This is a genomic window from Calothrix sp. CBUCES-K 9914 (genome assembly GCF_059640475.1).
In genome coordinates this window covers 12,837-31,443 of record NZ_JBXXZH010000096.1, presented here as the reverse complement: position 1 = coordinate 31,443, position 18,607 = coordinate 12,837, and the positions used below count along the sequence as shown (strand labels likewise).

21 protein-coding genes are annotated in these 18,607 nt (G+C 37.6%); 8 read left to right on the top strand and 13 right to left on the bottom strand.

The annotated features are described in order from the left end of the window. Both AC2JBO_RS21300 and AC2JBO_RS21295 read right to left on the bottom strand, forming a co-directional pair. Positions 1–1,083 (bottom strand): amino acid permease (locus AC2JBO_RS21300; RefSeq protein WP_496955655.1); only part of this gene is annotated, 1,083 nt, incomplete at its 3' end. 196 nt (positions 1,084–1,279) lie between these two features. Then, the gene (locus AC2JBO_RS21295; protein ID WP_496955654.1) at positions 1,280–2,290 is read right to left on the bottom strand and encodes a metallophosphoesterase; all 1,011 of its coding nucleotides are present in this window, start codon (positions 2,288–2,290) and stop codon (positions 1,280–1,282) included. A 63-nt stretch (positions 2,291–2,353) separates the two neighbouring features. Between AC2JBO_RS21295 and AC2JBO_RS21290 the strand changes: the two genes are divergently transcribed. Together AC2JBO_RS21290 and AC2JBO_RS21285 are read left to right on the top strand one after the other, a co-directional pair. Next, positions 2,354–2,509 carry a helix-turn-helix domain-containing protein gene (locus tag AC2JBO_RS21290; RefSeq protein WP_496955653.1) on the top strand — a complete coding sequence of 52 codons (156 nt, stop codon included), beginning with the start codon at positions 2,354–2,356 and terminating at the stop codon, positions 2,507–2,509. A gap of 184 nt (positions 2,510–2,693) precedes the next feature. Then, positions 2,694–2,828, top strand: coding sequence for a hypothetical protein (locus tag AC2JBO_RS21285; RefSeq protein WP_496955652.1), 135 nt, complete (start codon positions 2,694–2,696; stop codon positions 2,826–2,828). A gap of 5 nt (positions 2,829–2,833) precedes the next feature. Here AC2JBO_RS21285 and AC2JBO_RS21280 read toward each other — a convergent pair whose 3' ends face one another. Together AC2JBO_RS21280 and AC2JBO_RS21275 are read right to left on the bottom strand one after the other, a co-directional pair. Continuing rightward, positions 2,834–3,544: an SDR family oxidoreductase gene (locus AC2JBO_RS21280; RefSeq protein ID WP_496955651.1), complete on the bottom strand. Its 711-nt coding sequence runs from the start codon at positions 3,542–3,544 to the stop codon at positions 2,834–2,836. Positions 3,545–3,698: 154 nt separating this feature from the next. Then, positions 3,699–3,893, bottom strand: coding sequence for a hypothetical protein (locus AC2JBO_RS21275; protein ID WP_496955650.1), 195 nt, complete (start codon positions 3,891–3,893; stop codon positions 3,699–3,701). A gap of 466 nt (positions 3,894–4,359) precedes the next feature. Between AC2JBO_RS21275 and AC2JBO_RS21270 the strand changes: the two genes are divergently transcribed. Both AC2JBO_RS21270 and AC2JBO_RS21265 read left to right on the top strand, forming a co-directional pair. Continuing rightward, positions 4,360–4,719 (top strand): type II toxin-antitoxin system prevent-host-death family antitoxin, encoded by a 360-nt coding sequence (locus AC2JBO_RS21270; RefSeq protein WP_496955649.1) that lies wholly within the window; start codon positions 4,360–4,362, stop codon positions 4,717–4,719. Then, a complete protein-coding gene (locus tag AC2JBO_RS21265) occupies positions 4,716–5,027 on the top strand; it encodes a type II toxin-antitoxin system RelE/ParE family toxin (RefSeq protein ID WP_496955648.1) in 312 nt (103 codons plus the stop codon). Before AC2JBO_RS21270 ends, AC2JBO_RS21265 begins: the two co-directional genes overlap by 4 nt. An 82-nt stretch (positions 5,028–5,109) precedes the next feature. Here AC2JBO_RS21265 and AC2JBO_RS21260 read toward each other — a convergent pair whose 3' ends face one another. Continuing rightward, positions 5,110–5,454 (bottom strand): XisI protein, encoded by a 345-nt coding sequence (locus AC2JBO_RS21260; protein ID WP_496955647.1) that lies wholly within the window; start codon positions 5,452–5,454, stop codon positions 5,110–5,112. Next, the gene (locus AC2JBO_RS21255; RefSeq protein WP_496955646.1) at positions 5,445–5,855 is read right to left on the bottom strand and encodes a XisH family protein; all 411 of its coding nucleotides are present in this window, start codon (positions 5,853–5,855) and stop codon (positions 5,445–5,447) included. The genes AC2JBO_RS21260 and AC2JBO_RS21255 overlap by 10 nt, the downstream gene beginning before the upstream one ends. Positions 5,856–6,320: 465 nt before the next feature. Between AC2JBO_RS21255 and AC2JBO_RS21250 the strand changes: the two genes are divergently transcribed. Continuing rightward, a complete protein-coding gene (locus AC2JBO_RS21250; RefSeq protein ID WP_496955645.1) occupies positions 6,321–7,223 on the top strand; it encodes a hypothetical protein in 903 nt (300 codons plus the stop codon). A 122-nt stretch (positions 7,224–7,345) separates the two neighbouring features. Beyond that, positions 7,346–7,597, top strand: coding sequence for a DUF4926 domain-containing protein (locus AC2JBO_RS21245; protein WP_496955644.1), 252 nt, complete (start codon positions 7,346–7,348; stop codon positions 7,595–7,597). A 199-nt stretch (positions 7,598–7,796) separates the two neighbouring features. Here the strand turns inward: AC2JBO_RS21245 and AC2JBO_RS21240 are convergent, their stop codons facing one another. After that, positions 7,797–9,035, bottom strand: a complete 1,239-nt coding sequence (locus AC2JBO_RS21240; protein ID WP_496955643.1) for a sensor histidine kinase — start codon at positions 9,033–9,035, stop codon at positions 7,797–7,799. 388 nt (positions 9,036–9,423) lie between these two features. Here AC2JBO_RS21240 and AC2JBO_RS21235 point away from each other — a divergent pair, with 388 nt between their 5' ends. Continuing rightward, complete coding sequence (locus AC2JBO_RS21235; protein WP_496955642.1) at positions 9,424–9,966, top strand: hypothetical protein; 543 nt, start codon at positions 9,424–9,426, stop codon at positions 9,964–9,966. 80 nt (positions 9,967–10,046) lie between these two features. On the opposite strand, the gene AC2JBO_RS21230 is transcribed toward AC2JBO_RS21235, so the two are convergent. Both AC2JBO_RS21230 and AC2JBO_RS21225 read right to left on the bottom strand, forming a co-directional pair. After that, the gene (locus tag AC2JBO_RS21230; protein WP_496955641.1) at positions 10,047–10,835 is read right to left on the bottom strand and encodes a dienelactone hydrolase family protein; all 789 of its coding nucleotides are present in this window, start codon (positions 10,833–10,835) and stop codon (positions 10,047–10,049) included. 47 nt (positions 10,836–10,882) lie between these two features. After that, positions 10,883–11,308 carry a hypothetical protein gene (locus AC2JBO_RS21225; RefSeq protein ID WP_496955640.1) on the bottom strand — a complete coding sequence of 142 codons (426 nt, stop codon included), beginning with the start codon at positions 11,306–11,308 and terminating at the stop codon, positions 10,883–10,885. A gap of 45 nt (positions 11,309–11,353) precedes the next feature. Between AC2JBO_RS21225 and AC2JBO_RS21220 the strand changes: the two genes are divergently transcribed. Further along, positions 11,354–11,989, top strand: coding sequence for an MOSC domain-containing protein (locus tag AC2JBO_RS21220; protein ID WP_496955639.1), 636 nt, complete (start codon positions 11,354–11,356; stop codon positions 11,987–11,989). Between the two features lie 150 nt (positions 11,990–12,139). Here the strand turns inward: AC2JBO_RS21220 and AC2JBO_RS21215 are convergent, their stop codons facing one another. The 4 genes from AC2JBO_RS21215 to AC2JBO_RS21200 all read right to left on the bottom strand — a co-directional run bounded on the left by AC2JBO_RS21215 (position 12,140) and on the right by AC2JBO_RS21200 (position 18,527). After that, complete coding sequence (locus AC2JBO_RS21215) at positions 12,140–13,960, bottom strand: glycosyltransferase (RefSeq protein ID WP_496955638.1); 1,821 nt, start codon at positions 13,958–13,960, stop codon at positions 12,140–12,142. A gap of 35 nt (positions 13,961–13,995) precedes the next feature. Then, positions 13,996–15,339: a glycosyltransferase gene (locus tag AC2JBO_RS21210; protein ID WP_496955637.1), complete on the bottom strand. Its 1,344-nt coding sequence runs from the start codon at positions 15,337–15,339 to the stop codon at positions 13,996–13,998. Positions 15,340–15,513: 174 nt separating this feature from the next. Then, positions 15,514–16,680, bottom strand: coding sequence for a UDP-galactopyranose mutase (glf, locus tag AC2JBO_RS21205; RefSeq protein WP_496955636.1), 1,167 nt, complete (start codon positions 16,678–16,680; stop codon positions 15,514–15,516). Between the two features lie 20 nt (positions 16,681–16,700). Continuing rightward, positions 16,701–18,527 carry a glycosyltransferase gene (locus AC2JBO_RS21200; RefSeq protein ID WP_496955635.1) on the bottom strand — a complete coding sequence of 609 codons (1,827 nt, stop codon included), beginning with the start codon at positions 18,525–18,527 and terminating at the stop codon, positions 16,701–16,703. Between the last annotated feature and the right edge of the window lie 80 nt (positions 18,528–18,607).

The window sequence follows — 18,607 nt, the reverse complement described above, 5'->3', positions numbered from 1 at the left end:
TGGAATTATAGCTCCTAAAATTGAAATGCAAAAGGCACCAGCACTTTCGAGCGCATTTAAGAATATATTAGGATTTAGTACAGCTAAACACATTGGTGGAAACAAAACAAGTCCGTACTGCCATTCTCGCGCAGTTGAAAATTTGATTATATTGTTGAAAAAATTAAGTAAACCGTAAAAAAAACCAATAAAAGAGGTAATAATTGCAAATTCAGAAAAGACTGCAACCGTTATTTCCAGTAAATTACCAGAACTCCCACCTCGTAAATTTTTTAAGGGGTCAAATTTTTCTGTACTAATAAATTGTTGTACTAATTCGGAATTAACACTACCTAAAATTACAGCGTTCCACGCGATAAACATTATCAGTGGTATTAATGAACCAAAAAAAATTGACTGTTTAACTTTCCGTGCGTCTCCTTCTAATTGTACTGCAATTACTGGAATCACATTATGGTAAAATAATGCTACTAACATAACTGGAATCGCAGCAGTTAACTCAGTCCAATCTTGAAAAACAAACTGTGATAGATGAACTTGCTTACTTACCAAAAACAATAAGCCAGCAAATGAAACTATTACTACAAAAACCAAAGTGCTATTTAATTTCTCAATTAACTTTGGGCGCCCAAAATACATAATTCCACCAAACAACAGCGCAAATATTGTTGTTCCTAACCAGTCTGGCAAATTAAGCGACAACGTTCTAAGTAATATTTCTCCACCTTGAGCAATATACGCAACCAGCAATGCGTAATGCAAAAACAAATTCGCACCACCAGCAATTATTGCTCCTGGTTTTCCGAATGTATTCTCTACCATTGTCAAAAAACTGCTACTGGCGCCTGAGTTTCGCATCGCATCTAAACTAACTTCAGCAATTAATAGTCCAGAAACTAAAGCATACAACCACACAGCAATTAACAACACCGTTGAAGGCGCCACTCCAGAAGGTAAAGTCACTGTCGGTAAAGCTAAAATTCCGGCACCAACCGTTGTACCAGCAATTAACGCAGTACTTCCCAATACACTACCTGGTTGGTGAAGTAACTTATCACCATTAAATTCTATATTTGAAAACAAACGTGTAGTCTGCATCCGTTAAAAAAAGTAAAGTTATGTTACATAATCATAACAATAACGTAAGTCAGGCACAATGTACCTCAAATATATTCCAGAGTAGACGCCCGTAGGATAGGCGTCTCGCCTGTCCGTCAAAGAACTAAAAAAATAACATTTGGAAAATCTGTTCTAATACACTCATCCTGAATTAACAAAATCATAGATAAATTCCCAAATCAGTTATTACTTGTAACCATGTGTCTGGCGTTGGTAAAGATTGTTTAATAAATTGACTCGTCAGATTACTAGCATTAGCTTTATATAATAAGTTAGCATAGCTAAAACAGCGAGCAGGTTTTTTGAAACCATCGGCGCCATAGATGGAAATTAATTCCCCCAGTTTTTCTTCTACTTTAAAGATTATTTTAGGCGCCAGAGCAAGTAAATTGTGCATCCATTGCTCCTTTTGGATAATAAAAGCAGATAATTCGAGATTGGGAGAATTTCTAAACTCATCACAAATCGCCTGAATTTTGTCCCATTTATAACTACCCCAAGGTTTAGCCATCATCACTGGCAATTGCCATTTAACTATCTCTTCCTTCCAATAATCTTGAGGTGATTGTACTTGAACAATCTCAAAGCTAGGTAAAATTAAAGCAGTCAATCTGCCTCCATGACAAGCTCCAGTATCTATACCGTAAGCTTTCTGTTCAATTATAAGTGGATTATCGCCAACAACGCGATGACCAAAAATAACAGGTTTAATACCAGTATAAAGCTGGCTCCAATATGTATCTCTATATTGTTTTTCCAAATACTTCTCACCCGCAGTACAACCACACAACACTTCTTCTCTTTGTTGCTCGATAGGTATACCATTTTCTACCGCAGCATGAACTAAAATTGCTTGCTCTGTTTCGTAATAATATGGTAGATGGCTAACCCATTCTAAAAATTCGGTATAGTGGGTGCCAAATTGTAGTTTGACAATTTCTTGAGAGAAAGAAAGAGTTTGTCTTAGGTGTTTACGTTCGTGATTTCCCATCAACACGATGGTATTGGGGCGATTTTTGAGAAAATTATATACTTTTACTGAATCAGTTCCACGGTCTACTATGTCTCCCAAGGAGATTAAGCAATCTTCTTCTGTAATTTTTACTTTGGCTAATAGCTGGAGCAGTTCTGTATAGCAACCATGAATATCGCCAACTATAATTGTTCGCATAGTTTAAACTGAATTATAAATGTAATATGTACTGTAACACATGAAAATTGGGAACGGGCAAGGATGCCCATTCCACAAGAGTCTTACAATCAAGAGTCTTACAATATTTCCACAAGAGTTATAATTGCCCAAATGCTTGGATTTGCAGACCAAAGTCATCTAACCAGACAATTCAAGAAATACGTTGGAGTTACACCTGGACAATATAGCTGTTATTAGTCGCATGAGGTACAGATTAAAATTATATATTTCTTGTGGAGTGGGCATCCCTGCCCGCCCTTGTGTACTTAATTAGAATGGGAACCGCTATATTGGACTTGATGTTAATAACGTTCAAGACAACTAAGAGATGTGTTTTCTAAACTATCTCCATAAGTAAGTGTGTAGCGGAGAAACTTCTGTTATGGGTGTTGATACTAGCAAGCGAACCAATACATCAGTTCGCTTAAGAAATAATATTCAACCTGGTGATTTAGGAGAAATTCTGCGCTTACATGGCGCCACCTTGTTGAAAATTTATTTCACTCATACTCATTAGAAGAACTACCAGGGTAACGCTTGACCATCTCGAAAGAACCCGCCTGTTGGAGCATCATCAGGAAGCGTTGCTGCCCAGACAACACTGGCCGCTCCCTCTGCCACAGGTCGTCCACCGGCGCCACCCATGTCTGTTGCGACCCAACCCGGACACACTGCGTTGACCAAAATTCCAGTTCCTTTCAGTTCCGCAGCTAGCAACTTAGTGAAGGCATTTAATGCCGCTTTAGATGTGCTGTAAGCTGGAGTACTGGCGCCCATACTGGCAAGTGAGCCAGCTTCGCTAGAGACATTAACGATGCGACCGTGCTGACTTCGCCGTAATAAAGGCAAGAAGGCTTGGCACATTCGCCAAGGTGCAAGTGTGTTGGTAGCGAGCGCTTCCTGCACAACTGCAAGGTCGGCATTACTTGCTTTTTGCCAGGTATCATAGAGGATGGCTGCGTTGTTAACCAAAACATCCAGTTTTCCAAACTCCTGCTCCACCTGTTGAGCAAGACGGTTAATACTTTCTGGGTCAGTCACATCAAGTTGACGTGGCAGCAATGTTAACCCCGTTTTTGTAAATGAATCTGCGGCAGCTTTACCTTTTTGCAAATCACGACTTCCCATAATCACTGTCATGCCTGCTTGAGCGAGTTGGTAAGCTACCTCTAGCCCAATGCCTCGGTTTGCCCCAGTGACAAGGGCAATAGTCGATTTTTGTGTAGCACTCATTACATTACCTTACTTGTAGAGTATTGGATTACAGCGTTGTGAAAACAGGATTCCTGTTTCATAACAGTGTAGAAATATTGTTTAATTCGTGTTCTGTTTCTGTTTTACCTGTAGTCGGCAACTGTTGTATATGCCATTCTTGGTAAAAATGTTTTTATCTTGGGAGTTTGTCAATACCAGTAGTGTGATAAACAAGGGCAGGAAAATCAAGAGTACTGACTGTGTGACGACGCTGCGCCGCTTCTAAGTGGCGCCAAAATCCTAGTTGACTCATCGTTACAACAAATCTTGCTCCAGATTGCAAAATAAACTGTTCTACAGCAACGTTCTTTAGAGATATTCCTGTCAAAGTAGTTATTTGGGTAGTTTGATTGAACTACAGCACTCTCGTTTAAAATATAATTTTAGAAACCCGGTTTCTTTACAATATAACTACCGTAATCAAAATTACCAATCTATGAATAAAGTAGCTGTATAGTATTGAGTTTTCATGAAAGTCAAAACGGCAAATAACTAATGGCAAAAGTAATGTAATAATTTTACCTAAATCCAGTTACAAACAAAAGTAAGGTGCGTGACACTACCAGTCGAAGCGCTTCGTTTTAAAATGTTAGTCGTGTCACGCACCCTACTATCAACTAAATACTATTTCTGAGTAGTGAAAAGATATGCATATCCCACTGTCATCACTATCCTTAAGTTTTTACGTTCTCTGATCGTCGCTCGCGGTTATTTCAAAAATTTGCTTCTTGACAAGAACAGATACAAACCATAGCATCTAATAAGATGTCTTATTAAATGCTTTATAAAATGCTATGGCAATTAAAATTAATCTCGAAAATATTCAAACTCTTACTGACTTTAAACGAAACGCCAAGGACTACGTAGAACGAATAAAGGCTACAAAGTCTCCGCTCGTGCTGACGGTCAACGGGAAAGCTGAGGTTGTAGTTCAGGAGGCGCAAGCGTTTCAAGATATGATGGATAGGCTTGATCGTGCGGAGGAAGAATTAAAAATACTCAAAAAAGAGACATTGCGACGAGAAATAGCCATTGGAATAGAGCAGCTTGATAACGGTCAGTATACCGAATACGATGAAGAATCGCTCCTTTGTTTTTTTGAAGACATTAAAGCACGAGGACGCAAGAGATTAGAGCAGAACAAAACTCCATGAGCCGATTTAAAATTTCTACTCAAGCAGCTCAAGACCTTGAGGATATCTGGAGCTACGTTGCCGCAAATAACCCACGAGCTGCCGACAACCTTTTCGGTAAGCTGCGAGAAAGGTTTGCCAAACTTGCCAAATTTCCAAAAATGGGACAGGGACGCGAAGACTTGGCTCTTTCCCTGCGAAGTTTTCCTGTTGGAAGTTACTTGATTTTTTACCGCACTCTAAATGAAGGAATTGAAATTGCGCGTATTATTCATGGTTCACAAGACATAGAACAAATTTTTAAAGAAGTTGAGGATACAGATGCTTGATACGCGTGCGTTTCAAAACTACGCTGTTGGTTTTTGCTTCTCGTGTATGCTCCCAGTCCTATAGCTATTATCCGAGAGATGCTTATGATGTACCAAACTCAGTAAACTGCCGTATATAAGGTTCATGAAACGCCAAAATAATATCCTGCTTAGGCACTCCCATTTCAACTAAACGATTGGCAATTCCTTCTTCCGTGCCATCATGCTGAATCCAGATTTTACCATTTTTGATATCAAGATGCAGAATACAACCAAAATCACGTCTATTTCCACGCCAACCTACATAAAGTAATTGATAGTGGTCTTGCTTTTCATCAAAAATTGTTTGCACCTCATACTCTTCAGCATTTCTTTGTTGTCTTGAAGAACGCTGTTGCCGTTCAGAAAGTATATGTTGAATATATTGCCGATATTTTTCTAAAGCCATTGATGAATAACCTCCTTCTCTACATCATAAATTACCAATCGTAATTGATATCGTTGAACTGCCGATACAACAAACTTTCGTTGAAAAAAAGTTTCATAAATTGGTACGCGAACTGCTAAATAAAGTTGCCGTTCTGGGTCAATTTTATCTAATGCATCACGGTAGTTTAAAAATTGCCCCAAAGCAGTATGAAATTCTGAAACATTTGACGTACTAATAAAACTTTTAATTTCCACCGCTATTTTTTGTCCGTCTCGCTCTGCCCCTAAAAGTTGCTCTGCTGCTAAATCAATCTCAAAATCTACATCATCTACATTAATTTCATAAGGGTCAGCGGTAATATTCCACCCTTCTTTTTCTAAAGCTGTTCTAACTACATAATGAAATCTATCTCTTGCCATACAAGTTCAACTTCATGCTCATTCAGGGGCGCCAGTCAAAGCTGGATAATATAGGACGTTGCACTTTAACATCTTATTTTAGCTCAGAGCCTGGTTTAGTAGTAATGGTAATGAAGGTTTAATAATCTGGATTACGGTTTTATCAACAAGTAAAATCCGAAACTCAGTGTTTTACGTCCTTATTATAAGTACATCTCATACTATTGACGGATGCGTTGTTGCATGGCAAGAGCATCCGGGTCATTGGGTTGAGTGAAAACGTATTGCAAGGGCGGCACGGTTATATTATCCCTCGTAATAATCCCACTCGTCGCAATACTGCTCGGTTAAGGACATAGCGTAGCCTGAAACCCTTATAATATCGTTGTTTATCATGCGAAAAAAAGCTTAACCGAGCAGTATTGCCACTCGTCGTTATTGCCGACTGTGCTGTAAAGTGGGATAAAACCTTGGAGATTGATGTAAATGCTGCAAACTTCATCCGGTAAAATCCCGGTAGGATATACAACACAAGCATCAGATACGTCATTTGAGATTGAACGTATCTTAATTGGACGTTGGCAGCAAATGTTACCTTATGAAAAAGCAAAGTTAGTTAAAAAATCAACGCTTGGGTGCTGGAAGTTGTGCTTAATAGGTATATTACACGACTTACCAGGCACCACAACACAAGCAATCCGACGCGAATTTATTAGAAGAAAGTTCGGCGCCAAGTGGATTAATTTATTATGTAATCAGGATAATTGGGGAAATTTAACGGGTGTTGAGGGAATTGAGGCGATAATGGAAGATGCAATTTGGCTTGCAGTTAAGTTAGGGAGAATTTTAGAAGAACTGGGTATACCTTATTTGGTGGGTGGGTCAGTTGCAAGTTCGTTGTTAGGAGAACCGCGCGCAACCTTAGATTTAGATTTGGTTGTTGATGTGAGTGCGTCACAAATGGAATCGCTGGTTGATACGCTGACCACAGAGTTTTATATTAGCATTGATGCTGTGAGAGATGCTGTTGAGCGGAAAGCTTCGTTTAATGCTATACATTTAGAAACAACGGAAAAAGCAGACTTTTTTATTTTAGGTAACGATGAATTCTCAAGAGAGAAATTAAGGTGCCGACAGTTGTATACTTTGTCTGTTGAAGGAGATTCATCAATATATATATACTCCGCAGAAAATATTATCTTACAAAAGCTGCGATGGTATCGTATGGGAATGGGTGTTTCTGACAGGCAGTGGAGAGACTTGTTAGGAGTATTAAAAGTACAAGCGCTAAGGTTAGATTTTGAGTATTTACAACAGTGGGGAAGAAATTTAGGACTTGATGATTTGCTAGAACGCGCGTTACTACAAGCAGGTTTAGAGAACAGATAATTAGCTACAGTATCAATAGATAGTTTTTCAGTAAGATGTAAAACTAAGTAAGTAATGCCCATTAGTTAACATTTATTTTTATTGCAAAGTGACCGTATCAAACCCAAAAAGGATTAATTTTTATGAAGCTCGAACTTTATCAATACGTTGCTTTATGTCGAGATGTCCCAGAACACAACCTCAAGCGTGGAGATGTTGCGACGCTGATCGACTATGTAACCCATCCCAGTGACGGGGAAGATGGTTATATTTTAGAAGTTTTTAATGCTGTGGGAGATTCTATAGCTGTTTTTGCGGTTCCAATATCAGCAGTGGAAAAATTAGCTAGCAACGCGGTGTTCGCAGTGCGTCCTTTAGTGGCAACGGGTAACTAAATTTCTGTTGCCCCCGGCAGGCGCCGTAAATACTCTTCATAACAAAAACTTTCATATGTAAAATCCCCGTTCTCAATAACTAGTGACTGAGTAACGGGGAATTGTCACGGTTGGCTAAATACAATCCGTAATATTACTTTTGGCTAAATAATCTATAAATATTTGTACTTTTACGTGATGGTATCTCTAACGAATAAAGTCAGCTTTGATTAAGCGGAATTTCAATCCAAAACTCCGTTCCTTCTCCAGTTACAGACGTAAATTTAAAAGCGCCTCTGTGTTTATCAACAACTATTTGGTAGCTAATTGATAGCCCTAATCCTGTACCTCGTCCAACAGGTTTAGTGGTAAAAAAGGGGTCGAGAATTCGCTGGCGTATTGGTTCAGGTATCCCTTCTCCATTATCGGTAATTGCAATGATAACTCGCTTTTGTTCCTTAAGCTCAGTCCGAATTTGAATTGTTGGAATTGGTTTACAGCTTCCTGCTTCTAAAGCATCGATTGCATTACATAATACATTCATAAATACTTGATTGAGTTGCCCAGGATAGCATTCTACATTTGGCAAATCAGAGTAATTTTTAATAACCTCAATTTCTACACCTGTTTTGGTTTTTAGCCGACTTTGTAAAATTAGAAGTGTCGAGTCAATCCCTTCGTGCAGGTTGACTTTTTTCATCGACGCTTCGCCCAACCGAGAGAAAGTGCGGAGCTTCATAACAATTTCTTGAATGCGCTGTGTTCCAACCTTCATTGAAGACAGCAGTTTAGGTAAATCAGTCATGAGAAATTCACAATCGATTGGCTCTACCTTGGTTTGTGAAAGCGAAGTTGGGTTAGGATACTCTTGTTGATAACATTTGACCAAATCCATTAGCTCTTGAATATATTGGGTTACGTGCGTAAGGTTCCCATAGATAAAACTCACGGGATTATTAATTTCATGGGCAATACCTGCTATTAATTGTCCCAAAGCAGACATTTTTTCACTTTGTATTAGTTGCGCTTGGGTGTGTTGAAGTTCATGTAGCGTTGCCTCTAGCTGTGATGCTTTATACTCTAACTTAGCATTAATACTTTTTAATTCGGCATTTGCTAATTCTAGTTTTTCTTGGGTTTGGTTTAATAAAAGTGGTCCATCAACTAAAAAAGAATAGTAGCGTCTAAGCGCAATATATGTAACAGCAATGCCTGCGGTCATCAAATCCACTCCTACTTGAAATTTCAGTAAGAGCGAAGAATGTTCACTGCTCCCCGAAGTCATCATCAGAACGTGTCCGCCATGTCCCAAGGCACAACTAAAAAACACGCTTATAGTAGCTAGCACAAGCGAAGTCTTTTGTTGCCCTCGTAAAAATGGTAATAAAATCAAAAAAGCAATTATAAAATAACAAAGAGAAATAAAGCTATTCGCAGCAATTAGCAGTAAATTGAACATTATTGGTATCCTTAGCTGAAATGAAACAACCTTTGCTTATATGAGCAACGCTTGTTGAACTTAGGATACCCAGCATTTAATCCTAAATAAATATAAGTAATACCATTTTTATATGAGGATGCACATTATTATTCTTAGCCCCCCTTCCACGCGGGGGGCTGGGGGGATTTAGTTATTTGCAGCTTCATATTAAATCGGTATAAAATATTTGCTAGAAAATAATTACTACTACAGCTTAATGGGTAAGTAAAATCTAAAACTAAATGTTTTATACACTTACTATTATACTTATGATAATGATAACCGAAGAAAAACTGTAAAGCTTTACCACCATTGGCGCCTGATTGAATGTAAATTAAAGTAAAGGATGATAAGGAGACGCGCGGCAATGGCAAGAGGTCCAAGAAATAATTTTACATCGATTCCGGACAATAACCCCTTCATCCGGAACCCGTCAGCTTTTGGTAGGGATAATGGCATTGACGCCGAGGCATTTGCAGGAATTGCGGGCATAGTTATAGTAGTTGTTGTAAGCGCTGGCTTTGGGATAAAGAGAATAAGACAAAAAGCCAGAGAACGTGATACAAACAATTATCCCAGTAACAAGACACTCCACCACCCCCTTACCTTCGACCCAAACCGAGATACAGCTTGGGATCCTAATATCCAAGGAAGATATCAGGACAACCTGCTAACTGTTACTTGGTCAGGGGATGAAGATTTGAGAGTCTTTAATAATCACAGAGTTATCAAAATGAAAGGGGGTACAGTTCGTTTAAGAGATGCTATTTTTGGCTACAGTAAACGAACTCAGATTGGTAAGCATTGTTATCAGGTCAAAATGTATCGTATCCCTTCACCACAACAATCAGATATGCTTAACTCAGATGTTAAATACTTATTGGAAAATGAGCCTTATTATCGAGATTGAATACAAAATATCGATTCCCAGATTCCTCTCAGATTCCCGACTTCGCGTTCATTTGTCGGGAATCGAAGAGAAACGTTTTATTACAAATTATTTTGAAAAAGTTCTAAAACATGTTTCCAAGCATCAGCACTAGCTTCAGGGTTATAACTTGGGTGCTGCTTCAAGAATGGGTACTTGTCTACGAATAATCCTCCAAAAAAACCGTGTCCTGCGTCGTATCTAAATACACGATGATTTATTTGATGTTTCTTTAATTCTGCCTCAATTTGTTCGTTTTCCTCTTGTGTAACTAATGTATCTCTTGTGCCAAAAAATGTATATATGGCGCCTTTAATTTCTTTTGTACGATTTATAGTTGGAGTTTCTTCACGATAACTAGAAGTAGTAATTCCACCACCATAAAACGAAGCAGTTGCTTTGATATCGGGTAAAGTTGCCGCCATATAAGCAACGTGACCACCAAAACAAAAACCAATGGCACCAATACCCGAAGCTTTTACATTGGGTAAAGTTTTTAAATAAGCAATAGTAGCTTGAATATCGCTGAATATTTCTTGATACTTCACTTGTTGATAGTATTGTAAACCAAGACGATAGGCTTCTGGACTGAATCCTATATCTTTTTCGCTAAAGTCAGCAGCAAAACCGGGAGCAATACGTTGATACATCGCAGGCGCCACTGCTACGTATCCGATTGAAGCAATTAGTTCGGTTATATCCCTAATATTACTGTTGACTCCAAAAATTTCGTGAAAAACCATAACGGCGCCAAACGTTCCTGACAATGCTGGTTGAGCTAGATAAGCATCTATTTGTAAGCCATTGTTAGGTACTTTGACAATTGAAGTGTTAATTTCGATGTTTGTCATATTTATTTCTGTGAAACCGCACGTACTATTTGATTTTAGAAAAAGCACTAAGTCATAAAATGGGGCAAAAGTTCTATACGGTCGGGATTAACTAAATCTTGACCAACTTGTGTAAGAAGTGCAGGCTCAATTGCCAAAATCATAAACTGTACATCTGTATTCCAATTGCAGCGATGGGAAATACCCGCAGGAATAACGGCAATATCTCCCAAATAGCGCGTTTCTCTTGTAAGCTTTCCATCTAACCATCGTTCTCCTGATGAAGACGACTCACCCGATAAAGACTCAAGTCCATGAACAAGAACATGCATTGTATGTTGATGTTCAGCTACATCAAATGAAGGCTGTTGATGAACTTCAAAGTGGATACTGTCCCAATGACTTACGAGAATAGCGGGTTTCGGTACAAAGGTATCAGATGCGTTCTCTTGGTGGAAATCAATAAGCTTGATTTCTTGCCCTTGTGTTTTCATATCATATTCATGTCATTATTTTTAAAAGTAACATCTTATATAAAAATGCACATTACATCAATAAATATCGGTAGGCAAGAAGCTATACAAATTGGTAATAGAGCAGTAACAACGGGAATTTATAAGTCTCCTGTGCAAGGCAAAGTCAGTATTAGCACAGACGGTTTGCCTGGAGACGTGATTGGCAACACAAAACATCACGGAGGTAAAGACCAAGCTGTTTATCTTTATAGTGCAGAGGATTATGCTTGGTGGACGACCCAATTAGACAGAGAAATACCATTTGGTCTATTTGGAGAAAATCTTACTCTTTCAAGCTTTGGCAATGCCCCCTTGAAGATAGGAGATTGCTTGCAAATTAATAATGTCCTATTGGAAATAACTTTTCCGCGTATTCCTTGCAACACACTCGGCGCCCGTATGGGAGATGCTGATTTCGTGAAGCACTTTATTCAAGCACGGCGACCTGGTGTATACACAAGGGTGCTGGAAACAGGAGAAATTCAAGTTGGCGACGAAGTAGAAATATTAGCAACTTCTCACAATTTTCCTACAGTCGTTGAACTATACGATTTGTGGCACGCCCAAAAACGTGACACCAGCCTACTTACCCAAGCACTCTTAGCGCCTATTGCAGAAAGAGCAAGAAGTCAATTTGAGCTTTGGTTAAAGAATTCTTGAGGGTTAAGAATCGTTTATGCAGCTACTAAGTTTTCTAACTGTATTTCACTTTGCTGAAAAGTGTAATTAACTGCCGCGAATAGTTCTTCTAATTGTGCAATGGAGGTGGGCAGGGATGCCCGCTCCACAATTGCTTTAAGAAGTTGCTATTTAATTAAACGAGTTTAGGTACTTTTGCCAAAATGTCGTTGATGTCAATTCTTTTGATGCTTGCTTCCACTGTTTAGTGATATGTGACCATCCGAAAGCACTTTTAATTATTGACTTTATCCAAATTGACAAAATATTGAATGCGGCTTTATTATCTAGCTCGTTGTGATATAAAGCTGGTATCCTACTATACTTTAATACAATTTTTTTCTTGGAAAATGCTTTGCAGATAGAATCGCGTTTTGTTATTTCTTCAGGATAGTATATAAACGCGCTTTCGTTACGAATCATGAATGGTGGAAGTAGATGACCGTTGAGCGTTATCAATGTCATCAGCTTTTGCAGTTTTCCAACTTTAGTGATTTGGTAATCTTTTGGTACGTCCTCTGATGATGGTATTACTTCCTGACTTTTGTAGCTTTTCACAGACCCAAATATTTGATTATGCAGCGCTTCGGCATCATTTTGTTTTATAAAGTCGGGTCCTTTCAAAAAATCCTCAAAAGCTTTGGCATACATTTGCGCGCTGCTGTAGTTGAAAAGCAACAAATTATAAAACATTGCTCCGGATATTGTTTCCAATGTATTCCAGTATCCTAAATACCCATGTATTGCGTTAGCTATAAGTACGTTACGTGAAAAGTAATAAATATCCCATATTGGATTTTTGGCATAAAAAGGTTCATGCCATACCGCTAACGATGGAAATGGTACAATCGCATCATTTAAGTATTGTTTCACTCTTAAACCAAATTCGATATCGTCAACTTTAATGAAGAAAGGTAAAGGTAGTCCAATGTTTTGCACTACTTCATGTGAAAATGCAAAAAACCAAAAGGCACCATAATCTACTTGTTCTTCTACTAAAAATAGATTGAGTGTAGAAGAGTCGCGTAAGTCGGTGTTCTTTTTGAGAGAGGTAATATTAAAGTCTCGGTTTTGCCTATTTCCTTTGTCATCAGTATATCTGTTGTACAAAGCTCCTGCTTCAAATAAAATATGCTTTTTATAAAAGTCTAGCATTCCCCCTGCAATAGCAAAATCTTGTTTTGCATATTCGTATAAGGGGAAAAGTTTATAAATCACTTCACTATCAAGTTCAATATCATCGTCCATGAACAAGTAGTGTGTATAAAGACCAGATTGTACAGCTTCAAGCAATCCTTTTGCAAAACCACCGCTTCCTCCAAGGTTACGGTTAGGAAGTAATGTAACTTTCTCAGAAGGAAAATCGCTGTGATTTAATGTTCTACCATTATCGACTACAAAAAAATGAAATTTATTGTTTTGTAGTAAACTATCTTGTGTAACTAAATTTACTGTCTTTTTGACGTAAGTTTCTTTTTTGAATGTACAAGTTATGATTGCTAGCGATATATCACGTTGTTTTTCTTGTTCGGTAACTAATAGTCCTTCGGCAAAATAACCTGTTTCACTTAGACACTTTATTTCTAAGTAAATTCTACCTGCATCCGCCGCCGAAAGTGCGAAACCTAAGTCAACATAGTTTAAGAAATCGCTGTGTTGAATTTGTTCACTGTACATCAGTTCTCTTTGATCAGCTTTGTAACGTTCTCGATACACTAAAATTTCAAAGGTGCCTGCAAGTTTTAATCGATATTGTAATTCGTTAAGTGTTGTGTATTTGGTATAATAATTTTCGTAAATTGAGTTAAAGTAAGTGTTAAAAGACAAAGTGCTACCTTGATGTAAGATAATTTTACCTGCATCAAAGTCAAGATGTGTATTACCGTCTAATTTAATGTATAAATCGGCGGTTTCTGGTGTTTTGGGTAGTTGTAATCTGCTAACGACTTGCATTTGTTTCTCCTAAGTACATATTGGCTTTTTTAAGATTACGATACAGCAACAGCCTTATTTATGGTTTTGGTTCCTTTGTGCTGATGCCCATCAATATAATCAATAAAAGGTTGATATACTGATTGTGGAGAATGATTCTGGGCAATATATTTGTATGATTCTTGCTCCATAGATTTTCGCTTGTTACTGTCCATGAATAATGTTTGTACAGCTTCTTGAAATTCTTCTGCGGTATCTGCTATAAGTGCTGTTTTATTTGCAATTTCTGATAATCCCTGAATACCGATACTAGTTGACACACAAGCACGTCCATAAGACATTGCTTCTATTAGCTTGATTTTTAATCCGCTACCAGCAAGTAGAGGAATTAAACAAACTTCAGCAGCGCTATATTCTGGTTTTAAATCTTCCACTTTACCTAATAAACTAACATTCTGATAAGTTTCTTGTATTAAATCGCATACACTACCGCAAATATGAAGACTCGTATTAGGCTGTTGCTGAATTATTTTTTCCCATACGTTCTCCAAAAACCATTTTAAACCATAGTAGTTGTGGTCGGCGTTGCTACCTACAAATAAACAACGACCTGCTATTTGCGGATTTTGATGCAATTGACAAGTCGCTGAAAATGGCATACAAATAACTTGAGATTCTGGCGCCATTTTTTGAAAGATTTTGCTATCCTCTTGTTGAATAGCTAACAGAACTTGTGCTTTTTTTAATGCATGACTTTCCTTTTCTTTACTCCATTCAGCTTCAAAGCTATTAACTCCTAATTTTTGGAATTGGGCAGTACGCATATGGCGAACATCATGAGTTAGTATAACTGTTAATGGTTTTTGTAAGGAATTTTGTTTGATAGCGTCGAATATATCGCTTAAATAAGCATAGTTAGCAATCACAGCGTCGGGTTGATAGCGAGTTACTTGCGAGTTAACAAATGCAATTTCATGCGGCGCCGCTGATTTGTCCCAAGGTAATAATGGTACTATATATCTAGGGATAAGTTGTTTTTGGTCTCGCTGATGCCGATAAATATTTTTAAAGGTTTTGGGTAGCAGAAGATTATATATAAATCTCAGTGATTCGATTAACCAGTCAGATATAGAGTTTGATATTAGCAAATTACCAACTCGAAAATGACCAATTGCTAAAAATTTAGTGATTTTTCTCAGATGCTCTGGAATAATATACCAAAGCGCGCGACCGTTATGTGATTCGTCAATAAGCAAAAATTCCGTATCAATTCCTATTTTATTTAAATAAGTCAAGAAATCTAATATATACGTCGAGTTTCCAGATGAGTTAGCAATTGGAATGATACGGCTAACTATTTGTATTTTGATTTTTTTCTTAGTTCTATCTATATTTATCATATCAAGTTGTCTACACTTAGGTCTCAAAAATATTTTACGTCATTTTTGTAAGATGTAAACCTAATTAAAGTGGAGCGAGCTTTTTCTGCTCACTCCCCTTATAAACTTCAAAATAAAATACCAGGAAATTCTATAAGAAGTTAGATTTACAAATTTGGAATGGCGCTAATCATCTTAAGCAATAATAACTGGCATATTACCAATTATCTTATCTGGGCTTTTTTCCTGAACTTCTTTCTCAAACAAACTCAACGCGCGTAATGCTGCTTGATCCATGTCATAATATTTGTACTCTGCCAAGCGTCCGGCAAATATTACTGAACCATTGAGTTTGCTCGCTTCTTTTAGGTAAAGTTCGTAGCGTGCGCGGTTTTCTTCGCGCGGAACTGGATAATATGGGTCGTTAATACCGGGAACGTATGCTTGGGGATACTCTTTAACTAAAGTTGTTTTAGGAGATGTTTGTCCAGAAAGATATTTTTGTTCGGTGATACGGGTGATGTCGTACTCATTAGGATAATTAACTGTACCAACTTCTTGATAATGTTCTTGGTCTAAGGTTTCAAAGGAAAATCTTAAACTTCGATATGGCAGTTCACCATACATATAGTCGAAGAATGTATCGACTGGCCCTGTATACACCATACGGTTGAATTTGATGTCGTTGATGACTTCGCGGTAGTCAGCGTTAAGAAGTACTTTGATATTGGGATGCGCTAACATTTTACGAAACATTTCCGTATAACCAAGCTTTGGCATTGCCTGGTATGGGTCTTGGAAGTAACGGTCATCACGACTGATATATACTGGTACTCGTCCAGTTACTGCTTTGTCGAGTTCTTCAGGTTTTAGCTCCCACTGTTTAGCGGTGTAACGGACGAAGACGTTATCGTAAATGTAGTTTGCAAGAAACTCTAATTCACCGTTTGCACTTTCACGTAGTTTGAGAATGGGTACTTTTACACCAAACCCAAAGTTATCGAGTAATTTTTCTTCAAGCTTTTCAGCGTACTTGGGTGGAAATAGTGCGTAGAGTGAATTTAAGTTGAAGGGTATTGGTACTTTTTTACCTTCTACGACTCCTAGCACATGGTGAAAATATGGGCGCCATTCAGTAAATTGTGAGAGGTAGTCCCAAACTTTTTTTGATTTAGTGTGGAAGATGTGCGGTCCATATTTATGGACTAGAATACCATGTTCGTTGTAGTAATCGTAGGCATTACCGCCAATATGGTCACGTTTATCCATGAGCAGGACGCGCTGTCCTAGTTGAGATGCTATACGTTCAGCGAGAATGCATCCAGAAAAACCTGCTCCCACTATTAACCAATCTACTTTCATTTTAGAATCTCCTTATATAACTAACTTTGACGAGGTTTAAGATAAGTTTGCCAAAATTCTACCGAGGTGAACTCGTCTGCTGCTTCTTTCCACTTCTGATTAATATTTGACCATTGCAAAGTAGTTTTAACTACTGACTTTATCCAAGCTGATAATATTTTAAATGCAGCTTGCTTATCTAGCTCGTTCTGATATAAAACAGGTATATCGTTTATCTTCATTACAATTCGTTTACTAGTAAATGCTTTACATATTGAATCGCGTTGTGCTTCAACTCTAGGGTAGCTGATAAATGCGCTTTTATCGCGAATCATGAAACTTGGGAGTAGATGCCCGTTGAGTGTTAGCAAGCTGATAAGCTTTTGAACTTTTCCGACTTTAGTTATTTTGTAATCTTGATCTAAACTAGTGGATGAAGGTGTTGCTGTTTGGCTTTTATGGCTTTTGCTGTATTTACAGATTTGCGTATGTAAAAGTTCTGCATCATTCTGCTTAATAAAGTCTGGTCCAGATAAGAAATCATCAAAAGCTTTAATAAATATTGATGCATTGTTGTAATCGAATAGTAATAGATTATAGATTACTGCCCCTGATAAATTTCTCAACGCAACCCAGTATTTGGAATATCCATGTATTGCATTAGTTACAAGCATATTACGCATACAGTAATAACCATCCCATCCTGGGTTTTTTGCGTAAAAAGGTTCGTGCCAAACAGCTATAGAAGGAAATGCTACTATGGGTAGGTTCAAATATTCCTTAACTCTCAATCCATACTCCATATCATCAATTTTGATGAAGAATGGTAACGGTAATCCGATGTTATCAACTACTTCTTTGGAGAAAGCAAAAAACCAAAAGGCGCCATAATCAACGCTGTCTTCTAACAAAAGTGAATTAAGTGCTGAAGAGTCGCTTAAATCTGCTTCGTGTTTAAGGGGAACAGTTGCAAAGTCGCCATCTTTAACATTTCCTTCTTTATCGGTATATTTGTTGTAAAGCGCACCAGCTTCATACAAGACATGCTTTCTATACAAATCAAGCATACTACCAGCGATAGTAAAGTCTTGTTTTCCATACTCATATAATGAGAAAAGCTTATAGATAACTTCGCTATCTAATTCAATATCATCATCCATGAATAAGAAATGTGTAAAAACACCGCATTCCAATGCTTCAATTAGACCTTTGGTAAAACCACCACTACCACCGACATTGCGGTTAGGAACAAGTGCTACTCTAGAATCTTTAAAATCACTTTCTTTTAGTGTTTTGCCATTATCAACTACAAAAATTTTGAACTTCTTATTCTGTAATAAGTTGTCTTGGGTAATTGCATTTACTGTCTTTGTCACATAGGCTTCTTTTTTGAAGGTACAGGTGATAATAGCCAAAGCAACATCCCGTACTTTTTCTTGTTGAGTTACTAATGACCCTTCTACCAAAATACCTTCTTCACTCAAACAAGTTATTTCCAAATAAATTCTACCAGCATTTGGCGCTGATTTTAAAAGCGGCAAACTCACTTCAAGGTAACTCGATAAATCTTGATTCTCAACTCTTTCGATGTGGATGAGTTCTTTTTCACTTCCAAGTTGCTCTCGATAAGCTGCAATTTCAAAGGCGCCTGTAAGCTTGAGTTGATATTTTAATTCATTAAGAGTTGTATACTGAGTATAGAAATTTTCGTAGATCGAGTTAAAGTATGTATTGAAAGATATTTTGTCACTTTGATGCAGTATAACTTTGTGAGCATCAAAATCTATAAATGGATTACCTTCCGATTTAAGGTATAAATTAGAAGTGTCTAAAGCGTTTGGTAGTTGTAATCTGCTTATTACTTGCATATACTTATCTGCTCCTTGAATGTATTTGAGTAATGTGGTCTATATAAGTTAGAGGTTATACGACAATCATAGTCTCTAAG